Annotated in this window: 13 protein-coding genes, 1 tRNA gene and 1 pseudogene; 5 read left to right on the forward strand and 10 right to left on the reverse strand. The window is 69.4% G+C overall.

The annotated features are described in order from the left end of the window. Window positions 1-69: 69 nt before the first annotated feature. Window positions 70-2,763, reverse strand: coding sequence for a helix-turn-helix transcriptional regulator (locus tag HHX35_RS24240; RefSeq protein ID WP_182901018.1), 2,694 nt, complete (start codon window positions 2,761-2,763; stop codon window positions 70-72). A gap of 131 nt (window positions 2,764-2,894) precedes the next feature. On the opposite strand from HHX35_RS24240, the gene HHX35_RS24245 reads away from it, so the two are divergent. After that, window positions 2,895-3,263 (forward strand): nuclear transport factor 2 family protein, encoded by a 369-nt coding sequence (locus tag HHX35_RS24245; RefSeq protein WP_182901019.1) that lies wholly within the window; start codon window positions 2,895-2,897, stop codon window positions 3,261-3,263. Between the two features lie 153 nt (window positions 3,264-3,416). After that, entirely contained in the window at window positions 3,417-4,838 is a 1,422-nt protein-coding gene (locus HHX35_RS24250; RefSeq protein WP_220505787.1) for an MFS transporter, read from the forward strand. 105 nt (window positions 4,839-4,943) lie between these two features. On the opposite strand, the gene HHX35_RS24255 is transcribed toward HHX35_RS24250, so the two are convergent. Beyond that, window positions 4,944-5,441 carry a DUF5713 family protein gene (locus HHX35_RS24255; protein ID WP_310739269.1) on the reverse strand — a complete coding sequence of 166 codons (498 nt, stop codon included), beginning with the start codon at window positions 5,439-5,441 and terminating at the stop codon, window positions 4,944-4,946. A 35-nt stretch (window positions 5,442-5,476) separates the two neighbouring features. Here HHX35_RS24255 and HHX35_RS24260 point away from each other — a divergent pair, with 35 nt between their 5' ends. Continuing rightward, window positions 5,477-6,886, forward strand: a complete 1,410-nt coding sequence (locus tag HHX35_RS24260) for a S28 family serine protease (RefSeq protein WP_182901020.1) — start codon at window positions 5,477-5,479, stop codon at window positions 6,884-6,886. A 452-nt stretch (window positions 6,887-7,338) separates the two neighbouring features. Here HHX35_RS24260 and HHX35_RS24265 read toward each other — a convergent pair whose 3' ends face one another. The 7 genes from HHX35_RS24265 to HHX35_RS24295 all read right to left on the reverse strand — a co-directional run bounded on the left by HHX35_RS24265 (window position 7,339) and on the right by HHX35_RS24295 (window position 15,060). Beyond that, entirely contained in the window at window positions 7,339-8,142 is an 804-nt protein-coding gene (locus HHX35_RS24265) for a hypothetical protein (protein WP_220505788.1), read from the reverse strand. Between the two features lie 209 nt (window positions 8,143-8,351). After that, window positions 8,352-9,935, reverse strand: a complete 1,584-nt coding sequence (locus tag HHX35_RS24270) for a TROVE domain-containing protein (protein ID WP_182901021.1) — start codon at window positions 9,933-9,935, stop codon at window positions 8,352-8,354. A gap of 388 nt (window positions 9,936-10,323) precedes the next feature. Continuing rightward, window positions 10,324-10,388, reverse strand: a tRNA-OTHER gene (locus tag HHX35_RS24275). Between the two features lie 375 nt (window positions 10,389-10,763). Then, window positions 10,764-12,215: an amidase gene (locus HHX35_RS24280; RefSeq protein ID WP_182901022.1), complete on the reverse strand. Its 1,452-nt coding sequence runs from the start codon at window positions 12,213-12,215 to the stop codon at window positions 10,764-10,766. Between the two features lie 612 nt (window positions 12,216-12,827). Beyond that, on the reverse strand, window positions 12,828-14,066 hold the full coding sequence (locus HHX35_RS24285) for an RNA polymerase sigma factor (protein ID WP_182901023.1): 1,239 nt from the start codon (window positions 14,064-14,066) through the stop codon (window positions 12,828-12,830). Then, a complete protein-coding gene (locus HHX35_RS24290) occupies window positions 14,063-14,386 on the reverse strand; it encodes a YciI family protein (RefSeq protein ID WP_182901024.1) in 324 nt (107 codons plus the stop codon). The genes HHX35_RS24285 and HHX35_RS24290 overlap by 4 nt, the downstream gene beginning before the upstream one ends. Window positions 14,387-14,439: 53 nt before the next feature. Beyond that, entirely contained in the window at window positions 14,440-15,060 is a 621-nt protein-coding gene (locus HHX35_RS24295) for a dihydrofolate reductase family protein (RefSeq protein WP_182901025.1), read from the reverse strand. A gap of 201 nt (window positions 15,061-15,261) precedes the next feature. Between HHX35_RS24295 and HHX35_RS45180 the strand changes: the two genes are divergently transcribed. Together HHX35_RS45180 and HHX35_RS24305 are read left to right on the forward strand one after the other, a co-directional pair. Then, window positions 15,262-15,624, forward strand: coding sequence for a DNA-3-methyladenine glycosylase I (locus HHX35_RS45180; RefSeq protein WP_220505789.1), 363 nt, complete (start codon window positions 15,262-15,264; stop codon window positions 15,622-15,624). Then, window positions 15,545-16,126: pseudogene (locus HHX35_RS24305) on the forward strand (transposase); the annotation flags it as partial. The gene HHX35_RS45180 and the pseudogene HHX35_RS24305, both read left to right, overlap by 80 nt. 39 nt (window positions 16,127-16,165) lie before the next feature. On the opposite strand, the gene HHX35_RS24310 reads toward HHX35_RS24305, so the two are convergent. Further along, a complete protein-coding gene (locus tag HHX35_RS24310) occupies window positions 16,166-16,663 on the reverse strand; it encodes a DinB family protein (RefSeq protein ID WP_182901026.1) in 498 nt (165 codons plus the stop codon). Window positions 16,664-16,905: the final 242 nt, after the last annotated feature.

Consider the following 16,905-nt stretch of genomic DNA (forward strand, 5'->3'; position numbering starts at 1 on the left):
CTCTCTGGCGCACGCACAGGTCGTTCCCCGCCGATGAGGCGACGGCCCCGCCCGGTGAGACATGTCGGCTCAGGCGGGATCGCTCAGTTCGAGGGCGGCGAGCTCGGCGCGGGAGGCGACACCGAGCTTGGGGTAGGCCTTGTACAGGTGGTAGCCGACGGTGCGTGGGCTGAGGATCAGCTGGGCGGCGATGTCCTTGTTCGACGAGCCTTGGGCCGCCAGGCGTACGATCTGCAGTTCCTGCGGCGTGAGGTCGGCCAGGATCCCCCTGGCGCGGAGCTTCGGGGCCCTCGTACCGGTCGCCTCGAGCTCCGCCCTGGCGCGGTCGGCCCAGGGGCGCGCGCCCAGCCTCTCGAACGTCTCCAGCGCCTCACGCAGGTGGCCGCCCGCCGCCGCCTTCCGGCGGGACCGGCGCAGCCACTCGCCGTACAGCAATGACGTGCGGGCGTGCTCGAACGGCTGGCCGCGGTGGCTCAGCGCGGCCAGGTAACGGTCCTCGACCTCGTCCTCCGCGCCCAGGAGTGCGCGGCACCGGTCCGCCAGCGCCTGGGGCAGGGGCTGCTCGGAGAGCAGTGCCCAGCGCTCGTAGCGGGCGAAGGCGGGCCGGGCGCGCGCGGGCTCGCCGTGACGCACGGCGGCCTCGACCAGGTCGGGCACGCAACGCATGGCGGAGATGTGGTACCAGCCCGGTCCCTGGGCGAGGGCCTCCAGCCGGGTCAGGGCGGCCTCGACCCGCCCGCACCCGAGGTCGAGCACGCCACGCGCCCAGTCGACCCACAGCGCCCCCTGCATCGGGACGACCGCTCCGCCCACCGCCTCGTCGCAGAGCCGGCGGCACCCCTCCTCGTCACCGGCGAGGGCGGCCAGATAGGCCAGGACACTCTTCAGTTGGATGACCCACTGGTGCTGGCCGGTGTCCTCGGCGATGCGCAGCGCCGAGGACACCGTGGTCAGCGCGTCGTGGTGGCGCCCCTCGTGGAAGAGCTCCGCCTCCGCCAGGAAGAACAGCACCGTCGGCAGGATGCCGATGCGTCCCCGCGCCCGGCACTCCTCCGCCAGGCGCGTGGTGATCTCCAGGGTGTGGAAGTCGGCCCCGATGACAAGCGGGGCCCCCGCCAGCAGCACCTGCTCGCGAGGGTGATCGCTCGTCAGCAGGGCCCGCGCGTCGGCGACGGCCTCGTCGAGCGGAGGCAGGCCCGCGGCGGTCCCGCCGACCAGCCGGGCGAACGCCCCGGCCTGTACCCGGGCGACGGCTCCCATCGGGTCACCGGCCGGGATCGGGATGCGGCTCAGCCGCCGCGCCACGTCCTTGAGTTCGGGTTCGCCGACGTACCACCCGGTGTGGAATGCCTGCGTCAGCATGCGCACGGCCTGAGCCGGGGCGATCTCGCGGACGAGGTCGGCGGCCGACAGCACCAGCCGGTGGGCCTCGCCGTACCGCCCGCGCCAGAAGTCGGCGGTGGACCGGACGTGGAGGAGCCTCGCCTTCAGCAGCGGGTCGGTGAGGTGCTCGGCCGCCTCCCCGGCCAGCGCCCCCGCCCGGTCGAGCTCGCCGGCCTCGGTGGCGGCCTCGGCGGCCAAGGCGAGCCGTCTTCCCCGTGCGCCGGCGTCGTCGGTGAGCGCCGCGGCGCGTTCGTACGCGGCCGCCGCGGCCGCGTAGCCGCGGCGGCCGGCGGCTCGCAGAGCGGTGCGCTCCAGCTCCGCCGCGGTCTCCTCGTCCGGCCCGACAGCCGCCGCGGCCCGGTGCCATGCCCGGCGGTCGGCGTTGTGGTCACCGGACAGGACGTCGGCGAGCGCGGCGTGGACGGCGAGGCGGAGGCCCACCGGCGCGCGCTGGTAGACCGCCTCCCGGATCAGCGGATGGCGGAAGGTGACCGCCCGCTCGTCGACCGCCACGAGCCCGGCCTTCTCGGCCGGCAGCAGGGCGTCGGCGCCGAAGCCGAACCGCTCTCCCGCCGCCAGCACCTCGCCGAGCCGGTCGGTCATGGCCGCGACCAGCAGCAGGGTCTGGGTCGCCTCGGGCAGGTGGTCGACCTGTCCGGCGAACGCCGCCCGCAGCCTGCTGGTCAATGGAAGGCCGCCGGGCCGCGACGGCGAGGCGTCGCCGCTCAGCGCGGCAGGCAGCTCGATCAGCGCCAGCGGGTTGCCCTGCGCCTCGGCGAGCACGCGGTAACGCAGGGCCGGGGTCAGCGCCGCGTCCTCCAGTACGGCCGCCGCTGCGGCCGCGCTCAGCCCCCGCAGCCTGATCTCCGGCAGGCCGGGCATGTGGTCGCCTCGGGTGGCCATGATCAGTGCGACGCTCTCGGCGCCGAGCCGCCGCGCGGCGAAGGTCAGCGCGTCCAGCGAGGAGCGGTCCAGCCAGTGCGCGTCGTCCACCAGGCAGAGGACCGGCCCGTCCTCGGCGGCCTCGGCCAGGAGGGAGAGCACGCCGAGGCCGACGAGCAGGCGGTCGGCGCCCCGCGCGTCGGCCAGGCCGAAGGCTCCTTCGAGGGCCTGCCGCTGCGGTTCGGGCAGCGCCGCGATCCGGTCGAGGATGGGACGGATCAGCAGGTGGAGCCCGGCGAACGCCAGATCGCTCTCGGACCGCACGCCGACGCTTCGCATGATCTGGAGGTCGCCGCCGTGCGCCGCCGCGTACTCCAGCAGCGCCGTCTTGCCGATGCCCGGTTCACCGCGCACGACCAGTGCGCCGCTGCTTCCCGCGCGAACCTCGGCGAGAAGCCGATCGATGGCCGATATCTCCGGTTCCCGTCCGTGCAGCATGGAGGACAAGTTACCTATACGAATCCGGTCACAGCGATCACGGTTGCCTAAGCACGACGGATTCCCCGTCCGGTGATTCTCCGTACCTTCGTGACCTGCATCGACACGAAGCACGAACACCGGAGGAACACATGTCCGACGTCAACGACCTCGTCGCCCGCTACATCGCCACGTGGAACGAGACCGACCCGGCCGCCCGCCGCGCGGCGATCGACGAGATCTGGGCCGAAGACGGCGCCTACACCGACCCGATCGCGGTCGCCGAGGGCCGCGCGGAGATCGACGCCACCATCGCCGCCGTGCAGGACCAGTTCCCGGGCCTCACCTTCACCCTGGCCGGCCCGGTGGACGCCCACCACGACATCGCCCGCTTCTGCTGGGAACTCGGGCCGGCCGGCCACGAGGCCCTCGTCGTGGGCTTCGACGTCGCGGTCCTCACCGCCGACGGACGCATCGGCAAGGTGTACGGGTTCCTCGACAAGGTGCCGGCCGGGATCTGACCCTGGGGCGCGGCCCGCGCCACCCGCGCGGGCCGCACGCCCCGGTCAGTCCCCGCCCGCATCCGCACGGGCTTCATGACCTCAGGCGTAATCGCCGTAATGCCGTACCCACGGCGAAGCTGGGCGTGGAACGGCGCGAGCAGGAGGAGAACATTGACGACCATCACGTCACCGCGGTCCACGCGGGTTGCGGCGACCGGCGGCGGCGCCGGGTGGGGAAGCCTGCTGGTGCTCCTCACCGGTGTCTTCATCACCACTCTCGATTTCTTCATCGTCAACGTCGCGATTCCCGCGACACAGCGCGAGCTGAACGCGAGCCCGTCGGCGATCCAGTTCATCGTCGCCGGATTCGGTATCGCCCTGGCCTCCGGGCTCGTCCTCGGCGGACGACTGGGTGACCTGTACGGGCGCCGGCGGCTCTTCTCGATCGGCCTGGCCGTCTTCACCCTGGCCTCGGCGGCCTGCGGCGAGGCCCCGACCGCGGGGTTCCTCATCGGTGCCCGGGTGGCCCAGGGCGCCGGGGCGGCTCTGCTGATGCCGCAGGTCCTCGCCCTCATCAACACCCTCTACACCGGCGAGCACCGCACCAAGGCGTTCAACGCCTACGGCATGGCCCTCGGCTTCGGCGGCGTGTTCGGGCAGCTCATCGGCGGCGCGCTCATCAGGGCCGACATCGCCGGCCTCGGCTGGCGCACCATCTTCCTGATCAACGTCCCGGTGGGCGCGGTCACACTGCTGCTGACCCGGCGGCTGATCCCCGAATCACGGGCCACCGGGGCCCGCCTGGACCTGACCGGGGCCGCGTTGGTCTGCCTGGGCCTGGTGGCCATCGTGTACCCGCTCGTCCAGGGCCCGCAGCAGGGCTGGCCGGCCTGGACGTGGCTCTGCCTGGCCGCCGCCGTCGCACTCCTGGCCGCCTTCGCCCTGCACCAGCGCAGGACGGCCGCGCCCCTGATCGACCCGGCGCTGTTCCGGCACCGCTCGTTCTCCGCGGGCGTGGTCGTCAGCCTGATCTATTCGATGACGACAGGCTCGTTCTTCCTGGTCCTGGCGCTCTACCTCCAGGAGGGCCGCGGCCTGGACGCTCTCGGCTCCGGCCTGATCTTCCTTCCTCTGGGCCTCGGCTACTTCGTCTCCTCGGCCCTGTCCGGCCGGGTCGCGGCCCGGCTCGGCCGCCAGGTCATCGCCCTGGGAGCCCTGGTCGTCGCCCTCGGGTACGCGGCCCTGGTCGAGACGGCCTCGGCCCTGGGCACCGGGCGTCCCGTCGCGTGGATCATCCCGGGCCTGCTCGTCGCCGGTGCGGGAATGGGCTTGATCATGGCCCCGTTGCCCGCGATCGTCCTGGCGGGGACCGATCCCCGGCACGCCGCCGCGGCCTCGGGCGTCCTGAGCACGGCCCAGCAGGCGGGCGGCGCGATCGGGGTGGCGCTGGTCGGGATGGTCTTCTACGGCGCCCTTGGCGCTCCCGCCCCGGCCCACTACCCGCACGCCTTCGCTCTCGGCCTGGCGCTCCTGGTCGGTCTGGCCGCCGCCGTCGCCGCGCTGGTCCAGGCGCTGCCCCGCCCCGCCCGCTGACCCGGGGCCGAGCCCGCGAAGTCCGAGAAGGTCGACGAGCCGTGATCCGCCCAGGGAAGGGGCGGATCACGGCGTGCCCCGCCTCTGCGGCTTATGGGACTCGGCTCACCATTCCCGGCCGGCGATCAACTCCTCCGCGTCCGCCTCCGCGAACCCGTATGCCGACGCCACGAACCAGAAGTCTTCGGCGATCGCCTCTCGTGCGCAAGTCTCGATCTCACTGCCGGCCGCCTCGAACTCCGCCTCCAGCGCGTTGAACTCCTCTGTCGCAGCCTCCGTGAGCACGTACAGCGCCGCCAGGTCCGGCGGTCGCTCGGCCTCGATCCGCTCGCAGAGCCGCAGGAGGATGGCTTTCCCCTTGCCGACGACGTGATCGGGGAAGTACTCGTCCTCGTACATGGCCTTCAGAAAGGCATGCTCGGCCACCTGCCGGTTCGTCGGCGCCACCGCGATCTCCCATTCCGTCGACAGCTCGGTGATCCGATGCTGCACTACGCCACCGACAACATCTGCCTGGTCTGGGGCGACACGTTCGGCCGTGAGCCGGATCCCTTTTTGCGGTTGTGCCGACATATACGGATACGCCAGAGTCTTTCCGATCACTGTTGTGGATCTACGTCGACATGGGGGGAAACGGCATGGCGGGTCGCCGGTACGCGCGGCTGAAGAGTCCGGTCCGGCGGACGCGAGGGCCCCTGGCGTTGTTCTCGGCGGCGCTGGCGTCGTCCCTCCTGGTCGCGGTCCCCGCGGCGGCCGTCCCTGCGGCCGGTGCCGGGACGGTCCTGGCGAAATCCGCGGCTTCCACGGCCTGGATCGCGAAGGACGACCTCCTGGCGCGGCTCAGGGCCGTCCCCGGTCTCCGGGTGGTGAGGGTGAAGAAGGGGCGGGCGAAGGGCTACAAGGACTACACCCTCACCTTCACCCAGCCGGTGGACCACCGGAACCCGCGCGGCGGCACGTTCCAGCAGCGGCTCACTCTCTCGCACCGGTCCGTGGACCGGCCCATGGTCCTCTACACCAGCGGATACTTGATGCCGGAGAAGGTGTGGCTCCAGGAGCCCACCTATGGGCTCGACGCCAACCAGCTCTCCGTCGAGCACCGTTTCTTCGGCGCCTCGCTTCCGAAGCGGAAGGATTGGGCGAAGCTCGACATCTGGCAGGAGGCGAGCGACGAGCACGCGATCGTCGAGGCGCTCAAGCAGGTCTACGGCGGCGCCTGGATCGGCACTGGGGCCAGCAAGGGCGGAATGACCGCCGTCTACCACCACCGGTTCTATCCGGACGACCTCGACGGGGTCGTGGCCTATGTCGCGCCCAACGACGCGGTCAACGATGACGACCGCGTCTACGAGCGGTTCTTCACGACCGTGGGCACGCCGTCGTGCCGGGCCGCCCTGCGTACCGTGCAGCGGGAGGCGCTCAAGCGTCGCAAGAGCCTGGTGCCCCGGCTTACGGCCATGGCCAGGCGCGAGGGCCTCACCTTCCGCCGCACCATCGGCACGGCCGACCGCTCCTTCGAGATGAGCGTGCTCGACTCCGCCTGGACGTTCTGGCAGTACTTCCGGCAGCAGGACTGCAAGGGAATCCCCGGTGAGAAGGCTTCCGACGCCGCCATCTTCCGATGGGTGGACAAGATCCAGACCTGGAAGCAGTACACCGACCAGGGCATCGAGCCGTACCTGCCCTACTACTACCAGGCGGCCACCCAGCTCGGCTGGGCGTCCCTGAGCTTCGCCCACCTCAAGGGCCTGACCCGGTATCCGGGGCTCTACCAGCCGAACTCGGTGCTGCCCGCGTCCCTCCGCTCCCACTTCGACGGCAGGGCCATGCGGGACGTGGACGCGTGGGTGACCCGGCAGGCGAGCCGGATGATGTTCGTCTACGGCGGGCGGGATCCCTGGAGTGCCGAGCGGTTCACGCCGAAGGGGACGGACTGCCATGTGTATGTCGCCCCGAGCGCCAACCACGGCGCGAGCATCAGCCACCTGTCCTCTCGCGACTACGCCGAGGCCACGGACACCCTCAGGCGGTGGGCCCGGCTCACCTGAGCGCCTCCGGGCACGGATGGACCAGGGTGCCTGGCCGATTCTCAGAAGTCGTTAAACACCAAGGACAACAGCAGTATCTCGGCACCGAGCACCAACAGGAACTTCACGGTGAATGGGCCAGGCCGCACCTGGCCCGTTTCCCCGTCCGGGTTCTGCAGTGCGTGAGCGGCCGCTTCTCTGATCTCCTCACCCTGCGCGCGGCTCCGTACACTTTCATCCTGTCCCGTGCCTCCGACAGAGCAACCGTGGCCAGTCGGGCACTGGTGACGAAGGATCAGTGCCTTGACACTTCCCAGCACTCAACCCAGCGCTCACCGCGCGCTGGTGAAGCTGGTCGTGGTGGCTCTCTTGTTGGGGGTCGCAATCGGATCAGGCGTCTTCCGGACACTCGCGCTGCTGTGGGGTGAGGGGCCGGTAGTCCTGGCCATGGGCCCCCAGAGTGCCCCGGCCCGCTACGCGTAGTCGGCGGGGGGCTGAACAATGCCGACCCCACCCGTGTGCGGCGTTGGCACATAGCCCTCCGAAGGAGCGGGAAGCGCGTCGATGCAGTCCAGCGAACAGGCGTTGACCAACAGAGGAAGAGTGTCGGTGCCGACCCGTAGAGAGATCCATACTTGGTAGAGGCCGGCGTCGGCGATCGGCCGATCGCAGACGCTGCATGCCCGAATCATCTCGGTCCCCCACATCGCAGGGTCGAGGTTCATGAGATTGAGGTCCCGGGTTGATGTTCTGTTCGGCTGCAGTGGAGGAAACGGCGGTCGAATCTTGGAGTTGCCGTACAGCGAACGGGTGCTGACCGTGCTGGCCTTCAATTGTCGGCACCGGGTCAGCTCGTAAGGGAACCAGTGCAGGCGATGCGACGTGTAGGGGGTGAACTCCTGCAAGTTGGTCATTGCGCCGATCTCCGGTGGGATCCGCAGCAAATTGCTGCCGTAGAGGACCAGATGCTTAACCTCAACAAGCTTGGCAATGGTCGGTGGCAGTGTAATGATCTGTCGCCGTTCGGCCGGGCTGAGCTCAAGCAGGGGCCGGAACACCTCTCGGCCGTCAGCCGCCGCTTCTTCCACGAGCTCAAGCAGGTGTTGCCACCCAGAAGATGCAGTGTCCTGACGCTGTCCGTGGAAGCGCACCACGCGAGGTGGACGTACCTCGTACTGATCGAAACACCGGCAGATCTCCCTGTCGGCCAAGTGCTCACCTTCGCCGACGGCGTCAACCCATCGGTTCGCTAGAGGCGGGGCGGCGTCGTCCTCCATACGCGAACGGTAGCGCGATCCGCCCTAGTCTGATCAGCCGGTCTGGGGATCGTCAGCGCCTGTTCGGGCGGAGGACCTCGACGGCGTCGGCGAGGAACCGTACAGGCTCGCCGCGCTCGGCTGCGGCGGGTTGTCGTAGATCGGGTTCGTCATGTCCTCCGCTCACGGCCGCCTCGCCCGACCGTATGGCAGGCGAGGCGGCCTCATTGTCAGAAAGGCCAGCCGGCGTGACGGCCCGCCTCCAGCAGCGGGATCAGCCGGAAGCACGCGTCGGAGAACCCGCCGAACTCATGGCGGTTGCCCGAGCCGGTCGGCATCGCCGCCGCCTTGTATCCGACGAGGTTGAACCCGTACAGCGGCACATGCGCCGGGACCGCGGTCGTGACCCCGCTCGCGTAGTAGCCCGTCATGGTCTGCATGTCCGAGAGGATCACCGCCCGGTCGTGCCCCTTCCAGGACCTGCTCAGCGCGTCGGCGACTTGCGTGCCGTGGCCGACCTCGCCGATCCGTCCGCAGAAGCGCTCGACCTCGCGCAGCACCGACGCTCCCGGCCGGATCTCGTGCCGGAACGTGCCGTCTGCGAAGCCCACGAGGTCCACCTGGTCGCCGCGCGCCGCCAAGGTGACGCCGAACAGCGCAGCGGCCTGGACCGGCGTGACCGTCGACCGCGCGGAGACCGCGCCGGACGACATCGACGCCGACGTATCGACGAGCACGAGCGTCCGCCCCGGGAATGAGGGCACGTTCCGGGTGGCCAGAGTCAGCGCCGTGTCCAGCGCGTGGCCCCACCGCAGCGACGGCGCCGTCCGGTACGCCGAGTAGAAGCGGAACGGCAGCTGCCGCGACCGCGCGACCTCCTCCGGGTTGGTCAGCTTTGTGATGATCTGACCCGCGAGCTCGTCACTGATGCCGGCCTCATCGAAGTTGCGCAGGTTCCGAAGCAGCGCCATGTACCCCATGGAGGGAATGACCGCCGCCCAGGCCTGGGCGTCCATCGGGCTCTGCAGCCAGCCGGCGAGCGCCTCCCAGGTGATGCCCGCGGCAGCCAGGCGGCGCGGGTCGGCCAGCACGGAGCGTCGCTCCCCAACCGGGATGGAGAGCAGCTCGGTCCGGTCGCACAGCATGCGCAGCGACTGCGGGACCGGCTTGTCCCGGCCGTGACGCCGGTCGAGCGCGTGAGCGAACAGGTCGCCCTGCCACAGCCGCTTGTCGCCGGCCGGGGTGGGGTGGACGAGATCGATGACGTCGCCGAAGCGGAAGCCGCGGGCGTCGCTGTCGTACTTCGCCAGGGACCGCTCCGTGTAGAGCCGCTGGACGGCGTCGGCGATGCCGCGCTTCACCGGCTTCGGGACGGCCCGGCCGTATCGCGACGTCCAGTACGCAAGTGCCTCGCCCGGCTCGTCGGCACGCTGCAGCACGGAGGCGACCAGCTCGCGGTTGCCGCCCTGCTGTCCAGCCGCCAGGCGGGCCCGTACGGCCTCCAGTGCGGCCACGACCGGTGCGGACCGCATGTTCGCCTCGCCGCGCAGCCAAGGCAGGAAGCGGGCCATCCAGTCCCCGTCCTCGACGGCTACCTGGTGGACGAGGGCGCGGAAGCGCCCGTCGCGGTCGCCGGCCTTCTCATAGAAGGTGTCCTCGCCGACCATGTTCGAGACGGCGAGCAGGAACAGCTCGGACTTGGCGTCGCGGATGTAGCCGGGCGCACCCTCGTGCGTGCGGCCGGTCGGCTGCGCCTCGGTGGTTACCGGGCTGTTGGTCGCGGCCTGGGTCGTGCCACGGTTGAACTTGGACATGAAAACGGGCCCCTTCCGCGATGGGAGGAGCCCGCGTTCAGAGACCGTGCCCGAGATCAAGTCGGTGAAGCCACGTGGTGCTCTGCCAACTGAGCTACGGAGACCGAAGCCCCCGGCTGGACTCGAACCAGCGACAACCCCATTAACAGTGGAAGTAGGCCTCGCCTGCGCACCGAGCACGCTCTGAAGTCGTGTTCCCCCCGAGATCAAGGTGACTGCGGCTTGCCCGCCAATCGGGCGACAGCCCCAGACGGGGGCTGCAAGGAATCGAACCTCGAAGTATCCGCTGTCGGCGCACCGGGAGGTGCATATGAAGTTGTGCCCCCCGAGATCAAATTCGGCGACGGGATACGTAAGCGTCTTAGGCCACTAGACGACGCCGAACAAGTCGGCGGCGGGATTCGAACCCGCGTTGCTCCTTTGGAAGAGGAAGTAGCCGTTGCCTTCGCACCGGGAGGTGCATATCAAGTTGTGCGCTCCAGAGGTCGGGGACGACAACCGGCGTAGTTTCACCCAAAGAAGTAGCCGGAGCCTTCGCGCCTGGAACACCAGGAAGCCTAGCTCTGTCCTACGCCTCGCCGCTTCCCATTTTTGCCATGCGAACTCCGTATACCCGGGAAGCATTGTCCGGATTTGTCGCGTACTGGATGTGGGCCAGCCGGATATGTAGGAACGCTGAGTAAACCGGCCAGATGAGCGGGCCTTGCCGGTGCGGCAGAGGGAGCCACGGCCGGCGTGGGGCGCGATGGCGGCGTCATCGGGGGGTGCCGACGCCGGATCGCCGGCACCGTGGACTTCCCGTGCCGGACGGATACCCAGCAATACGCTCTATTTCGGTGCGTGGAAGCCGCCGATGTTCTGCTCGAGCAGTTCGGCCAGCCGCAGCGGGGTGCGGTCCTCGAACATCGGACCGATGACCTGCACTCCGACCGGCAGGCCCTCGGGGGACCGACCCGCTGGTATGGCGGTGGCGGGCAGGCCGGGCATGGTGGCCAGGCCGGCCCAGACGAGCTGGTCGAAGTACGGGTACTCGACGCCGTCGATGTCGATACGCCGTTCCAACGGATTGGGGTGGTGGTCGTGCGGGAACGCGGGCGTCGGCGTGATCGGGCACACCACGGCGTCGAACTCGGCGAACAGCTGCCGCCAGCCGTGGCGGTGGAGCTCGCGGCGGTTGTTCGCCTCCATCCAGTCGCCGTGGCTGAACACCATCGCGCGCAGCCGCACGGCGTCAAGACTCTGGTCGTCCGCGCTCAGTCCGGCGGCGCGGGTCCGCAGCTGCTCGTGCGATTCGATGGGAAAGCGCGCAACGGAGCCCGAAATTAGCAACTGCATGTAGAGCGTCGCGGCTTCGGTCAGATCGGGCAGCAGCGGACTGTGCCGTTCGACGCGGGCGCCGCCGTCGACGAGCGCGGCGGCCACCCGGTTCACGCCCGCCCGCACGGCGGACCCGGTCGGAATGAGCGGATGCTCGTCGAGGACCAAGACCCGGAAATCGCAGAGCCGCTCGCGGCGGGCGGGCGGCAGTGCCAGACGGTGCGCCACGCCGAGCGTCAGCGGGTCCGGTCCGGCCATGACGTCGAGCAGGAGCGTGAGGTCGCGGGCGGTGCGCGCCATCGGACCGACGACGGCGAGGTCGAGGTCGGCCGGCAATGCCGGCTCGGACGGCGGGACCATACCGCGGCTAGCCGCCAGTCCGAGCGTCGGCTTGTGCGCGTAGACGCCGCAGAAATGCGCGGGGGTGCGCAGCGAGCCGGCGATGTCGGAGCCGATGGACAGCGCGCCGAACCCGGACGCCAGAGCCGCCGCCGACCCGCCGGAGGATCCGCCCGGCGTGCGACCGTGATCCCACGGGTTGGTGGTGGTGCCGTAGATCTCGTTGAAGCTCTGTATATCTTGCAGCCCCAACGGCACATTGGTCTTGCCGAGCAGCACCGCGCCCGCGGCCTTGAGTCGCGACACCTGTACGGCGTCCTCGGCCGGCATATAGTTCCGGTGCGGCGGCATGCCCCAGGTCGTGGGCAGCCCGGCGATGTTGTACGACTCCTTGACCGTCACCGGAATGCCGAGCAGCGGCCGGTCCTCACCACGCGCGCGTGCCTGGTCGGCACCGCGCGCGGCGGCCCGCGCACGGTCGAAGTCCGGCACGCAAATAGCGTTGATCACCTCGTCGTCCCGCTCGATACGGGCGATCGCCTCGTCGGTCAGTTCCACCGAGCTCACTTCACCGGCACGCAATGCAGCTGCGAGGTCTTCGGCCGCCTGAAAATTCCATTCCATGGAGTTGACTCTAACGGCCTGCCGTAGACGCTTGTCCCCACACACGTCGCCCGCATTCGCCGGAAAAGTCGAAACGGCCACCTTCACTGGCCGAAGTCACGCACTCGTTCTGCCGTCCGAGATGGTCCACCCCCAGGTCAGCAGGGTCGTCAGCAGGTCGACTCCACTGGCAAGGGCATGAAATGCCGCTTCGCGCAACGAGATAGACATCTCAATTTTCATCACATATCTCCCCGGCCACTGACTATTCGTTCGGCTGCTGGCCATAGCGTGCGGGGATTGTCCAGTGAACGGGGTAACTAATTTTGAATTGGTTCTATCGAGATGGCTGGGGTCAGCGGCCTTCGAAGCGGGCGCCGGGGGCGGCTCAGCGCGTCATTCCCACGTATGGATCGCGGTGAAGCTGCCCGGATCCTACGAGGGCGATGACGACCTGCCCGAAGGTGCCGCGGCCCGTCGCTGGACCACGGTGGTGCTGTACTCCGACGAGCTGGGCTGGCTGCGCGAGGCCTGGCCGGTCACAGGGGCCACCGGACGCCTTGAGGAGTGCCCGGTGAGCGATCGCCTTACGGAACACCACCGGGCTTCCCGTGCGAGATGCGTCCGTGGGCGCTACCGCAGTTGGTCGCGACGGCGGGTCAGGTAGGCGGTCTCGGCGGTGTTGCCGGCCAGCTCGATGGCCCGGTCGTAGGCCGCGCGCGACTCATGACCGCGGCCCAGCCTGCGCAGCAGGTCGGCGCGGGTGGCGTGGTAGGCGTGATAGCCGGCCAATGCCTCGGCGAGGCGGTGAACGATGGCCAGTGCCAGCTCCGGGCCGTCGAGCTCGGCGACCGCGATGGCCCGGTTGAGGGCGGTGATCGGCGAGGGGTCGAGGCGGACGAGCTGGTCGTAGAGGGCGAGGACCTGCGACCAGTCGGTGTCGCGGATGTCGCGGGCGGAGGTGTGCACCGCGTTGATCGCGGCGAGGATCTGATAGCGACCCGGAGCCACCCCGGCGGCGGCAGCGGCGAGGCGCTCGCGCACCAGCCGGTGGCCCTCGGCGATCAGTTCCGCGTCCCAGGCGCCGCGGTCCTGCTCGGCCAGGGGGACCAGTTCGCCGCTGGCCGAGACCCGGGCGGGGCGGCGGGCCTCGATGAGCAGCATCAGCGCCAGCAGGCCGGCCACCTCACCGTCGTCCGGCAGGAGGGCACGGATCAGGCGGGTGAGCCGGATCGCCTCGGCGGTCAGGTCGTGCCGTACGGGATCGGTGTCGGGGCCGCTGGCAAGGTAGCCCTCGTTGAAGACGAGGTAGAGGACGGCGAGGACGCCGGAGACGCGCGCCGGGAGATCGTCGGCGGACGGCATCCGATAGGGAATGCGAGCCGCCTTGATCTTGGCCTTCGCGCGGGTGATGCGCTGCCCCATGGTGCTCTCGGCCACCAGGAAGGCGCGGGCGATCTCGGGCATGGTCAAGCCGGCGACCATACGCAGCGTCAGCGCCACGCGCGCTTCCATCGCCAGCGCCGGGTGACAGCAGGTGAAGATCAGCCGGAGCCGGTCGTCGTCGATGGCGCCGAGAGGCTCGGGCGGGTCGTCATATGACATCTGAGCCTCCTTGTGCTTGTCGTCGCGTTTGTTCTCGCGCCGGATCCGGTCGATGGCCTTGCGGTTGGCGGTGGTGGTCAGCCACGCGCCCGGGTTGGGCGGTACGCCGTCGGCCGGCCACCGCTGGACGGCGGTCGCGAACGCCTCGGCCGCCGCCTCCTCGGCGATGTCGAGGTCACCGAACCGCCTGGTCAGGGAGGCGACCACCCGTGCCCACTCCTCATGGTGGGCCTGGGTGATCGCCTCGCGGACGTCGATTCTGTTCACAGGAACGGCCGCACCTCGACTTTCCGATTGCAGGCCTTCGACCCCTCGGCTGCCAGCTTGAGCGCCACGTCGAGGTCGACTGCCTCAATGATCCAGAAGCCGGCGAGGAACTCCTTCGATTCCAGGAAGGGCCCGTCGGTGACCATCGCCTCCCCGCCCCGGTTGTCGATGACGGTGGCCGTGTCGGGCGAGGCGAGGCCGCCGGCGAAGACCCAGTGGCCCTCGGCCTGGAGCCGATCGTTGAACACGTCGATCGCGGCCTCCTCGTCCGGGGTGGAGAGGCCGGCCTGGTCGTGGATCACGGAAACCAGGTACTGCATCTAAAGATCATCTCCTGTGGTGTGAAGCCGGCGTGGTTCGGTGGTCAGGGACTTCAAGCTGTCGCATACCGCGGACGCCCGGCCGGCCGGTAGACCTGGATCGTCACGCCCTTCGAGTCGACGCGCGACTCGACCAGGTCGAGCGCAAGATTCTGACCGGCGTCCGGGAACAACCGCGCGCCCTGGCCGAGAATCACGGGAACGTTAATCAGAGTCATCTCGTCGACCAGATCGTTCTCCAGCAGCCACCGGGTCAGGGTGCCACTTCCGTGCACCTGCAGCTCACCGCCCGGCTTGGCCTTCAGGTCCGCGATGGCGGTCACAAGGTCGTCGGACAGGACGGTGGTGCCCGACCACGCCGGATCGGCGAGTGTGGTCGATGCCACGTACTTGGGCCGTGTGTTCAACGCCCGCGCGACGGGCTCCCAGCCCGGGACATCCTGGGCCGTCCAGGACCCCCACGAGTCGGCGAACAGCTCGTAGGTCCGCCGGCCGAGCAGGAACGCGTCGGCGCGCTGGTAGGTCTCGTTGATGAACGCGTGCGTCTCGTTGTCGCCCTTGCCCAGGGCCCATCCGCCGCGCTCGAATCCGTTCCTGCGGTCCTCATCCGACGCGCCGCCGTTTCCCTGCATCACTCCATCGATGGTGACCTGAGTCATGGTCGTCAGCTTCATGATCGCGGTTCCTCTGCCTTGGCGCCGCCCCCTTGCGGGCGGTCTCACCCCTGCTACGAACACCACCACCCCGATCCGACACCGCCTCCCGGACTTCTTTGAAGAATTTCCCGGGAAGCCGGTCGTCAGTGATCCGACAGCACGACAGCTTCACGGCGACCGCGCTCCACCTCCTCAAGCGCGCCCAGTGCGGACAAGCTCGTGGACCAGATCGATCGCAGAGCTCACCGGCACTGCCGGCATCGCTCGCTTCAGCGACAGCGACGCCGACCGTCTCCTGCGGACGCCGGGATCGTACGGCACAGGGACAAGATCGAGGCCGTTGTCAACAACGCCCGCCGCGCCGAAGTGCTGATCGACCGTGAGGGCAGCCTGGCGGCGTTCGTCTGGCGTTATGAGCCAGCTGACAGCGAACTGCCCGAACCGCAGACCCGCTCGACGTCCTCGGAATCAGCGGCAGGCCAGCCGCGCCACCGAAGCGCCCGAACGCACCTTCGCCTTCGACGAGTTCAGACCCTTGGGCATCCGGCCCACCGCCGGATCCGGCTGGGCACCTGCGGGTAAGCCGGACCGGCTGCCGGCCACCTACCGCCGCACCCAGGGCGTCACCTACTTCCATGGCTGCTACTCCGTCGGCGACGACCTGCTGTGGGGCGTCAACCGCGCACGCAAGGCCCCCACCTGGGCCGCGCTGAAATCCATCCGTGCCGCCCGGCCGGATGGTGCCCCGATCTACGTCATCCTGGACAATCTGTCGGCGCATAAGAACTGGCGCATCCGCGCCTGGGCCGAGAAGAACAAGGTCAGGCTGCTGTTCACGCCGACCTACGCCTCCTGGGCCAACCCGATCGAGGCGCACTTCGGACCGTTGCGCCAGTTCACCGTGGCCAACTCCAGCCACCGCAACCACACCGTCCAGACCGGGGCCCTGCACGCCTACCTGCGCTGGCGTAACGTCCACGCCCGTCACCCCGACGTGCTTGCCGCCCAACGCCGCGAACGCGCCCGCATCCGAAGCGAGAAGGGTCTCCGCTGGGGCGGCCGACCCCTTGCACCAGCCGCCTGAAATCCCCACCCAACCTGATGATCGTTTCCGGTGACAGCACTAGGCGCGCCGGTGGTCGCCGCTCGCGCCGTCGATGAGCTCGCGCACGATGTCCATGTGGCCGACGTGCCGGGCGGTCTCCTCGATCATGTGAATGAGCACCCAGCGCAGCGTCATCCTCTCGCCGCGCTCGTTGGTGCCGAGGTCCTCGAGGCCGAACTTCTCGATGACCTCGTCCGAGGACGCGCGGGCGCGGGCGTAGAAGGCGAGGATGTCGGCCGTGGTCTCGCCGAGGTCGACGCGCAGGTCGGCGTCCTCGTCATCGTCGTCGAACGGGAGCTCCTCGTGCTCCTGCCCGAACGTGTCGGCGAACCACCAGTACTCGACGGCCGCCAGATGCTTGACCAGGCCCAGGAGGTTCGTCCCAGACGGGGTCATGGGGCGTCGCAGCGCCTCGTCGTCCAGGCCCTCGACCTTCCACAGCACCGCGTCGCGATGCCGGTCCATGCTGGCCTGGAGGCTTTCCTTCTCACCACCAGTGAAGGGGACTCTTTTCATGCCCGGAACGTAACAGTCGCCCCGTCACTCGGGCTAACTGGTGGGGCCACCCGGCACACCCGCCATGGACCTGGAACGGCGTGTCATCAGACCCGGTGAACGTATGTGGTCAACGCACTAGTAGGACTTTGTTAGTTGGAGATCTTGTCTGAGATGATCTCGGGGTGACTCCGGCTGAGTTGGCTGAGGTGCGTGGCCGTCTTGAGGATTTTGCGGGTGAGGTGTTCACCTCGTTCGCTCGT

This window comes from Microbispora sp. H10830 (genome assembly GCF_014161375.1).
Lineage (GTDB): Bacteria > Actinomycetota > Actinomycetes > Streptosporangiales > Streptosporangiaceae > Microbispora > Microbispora catharanthi.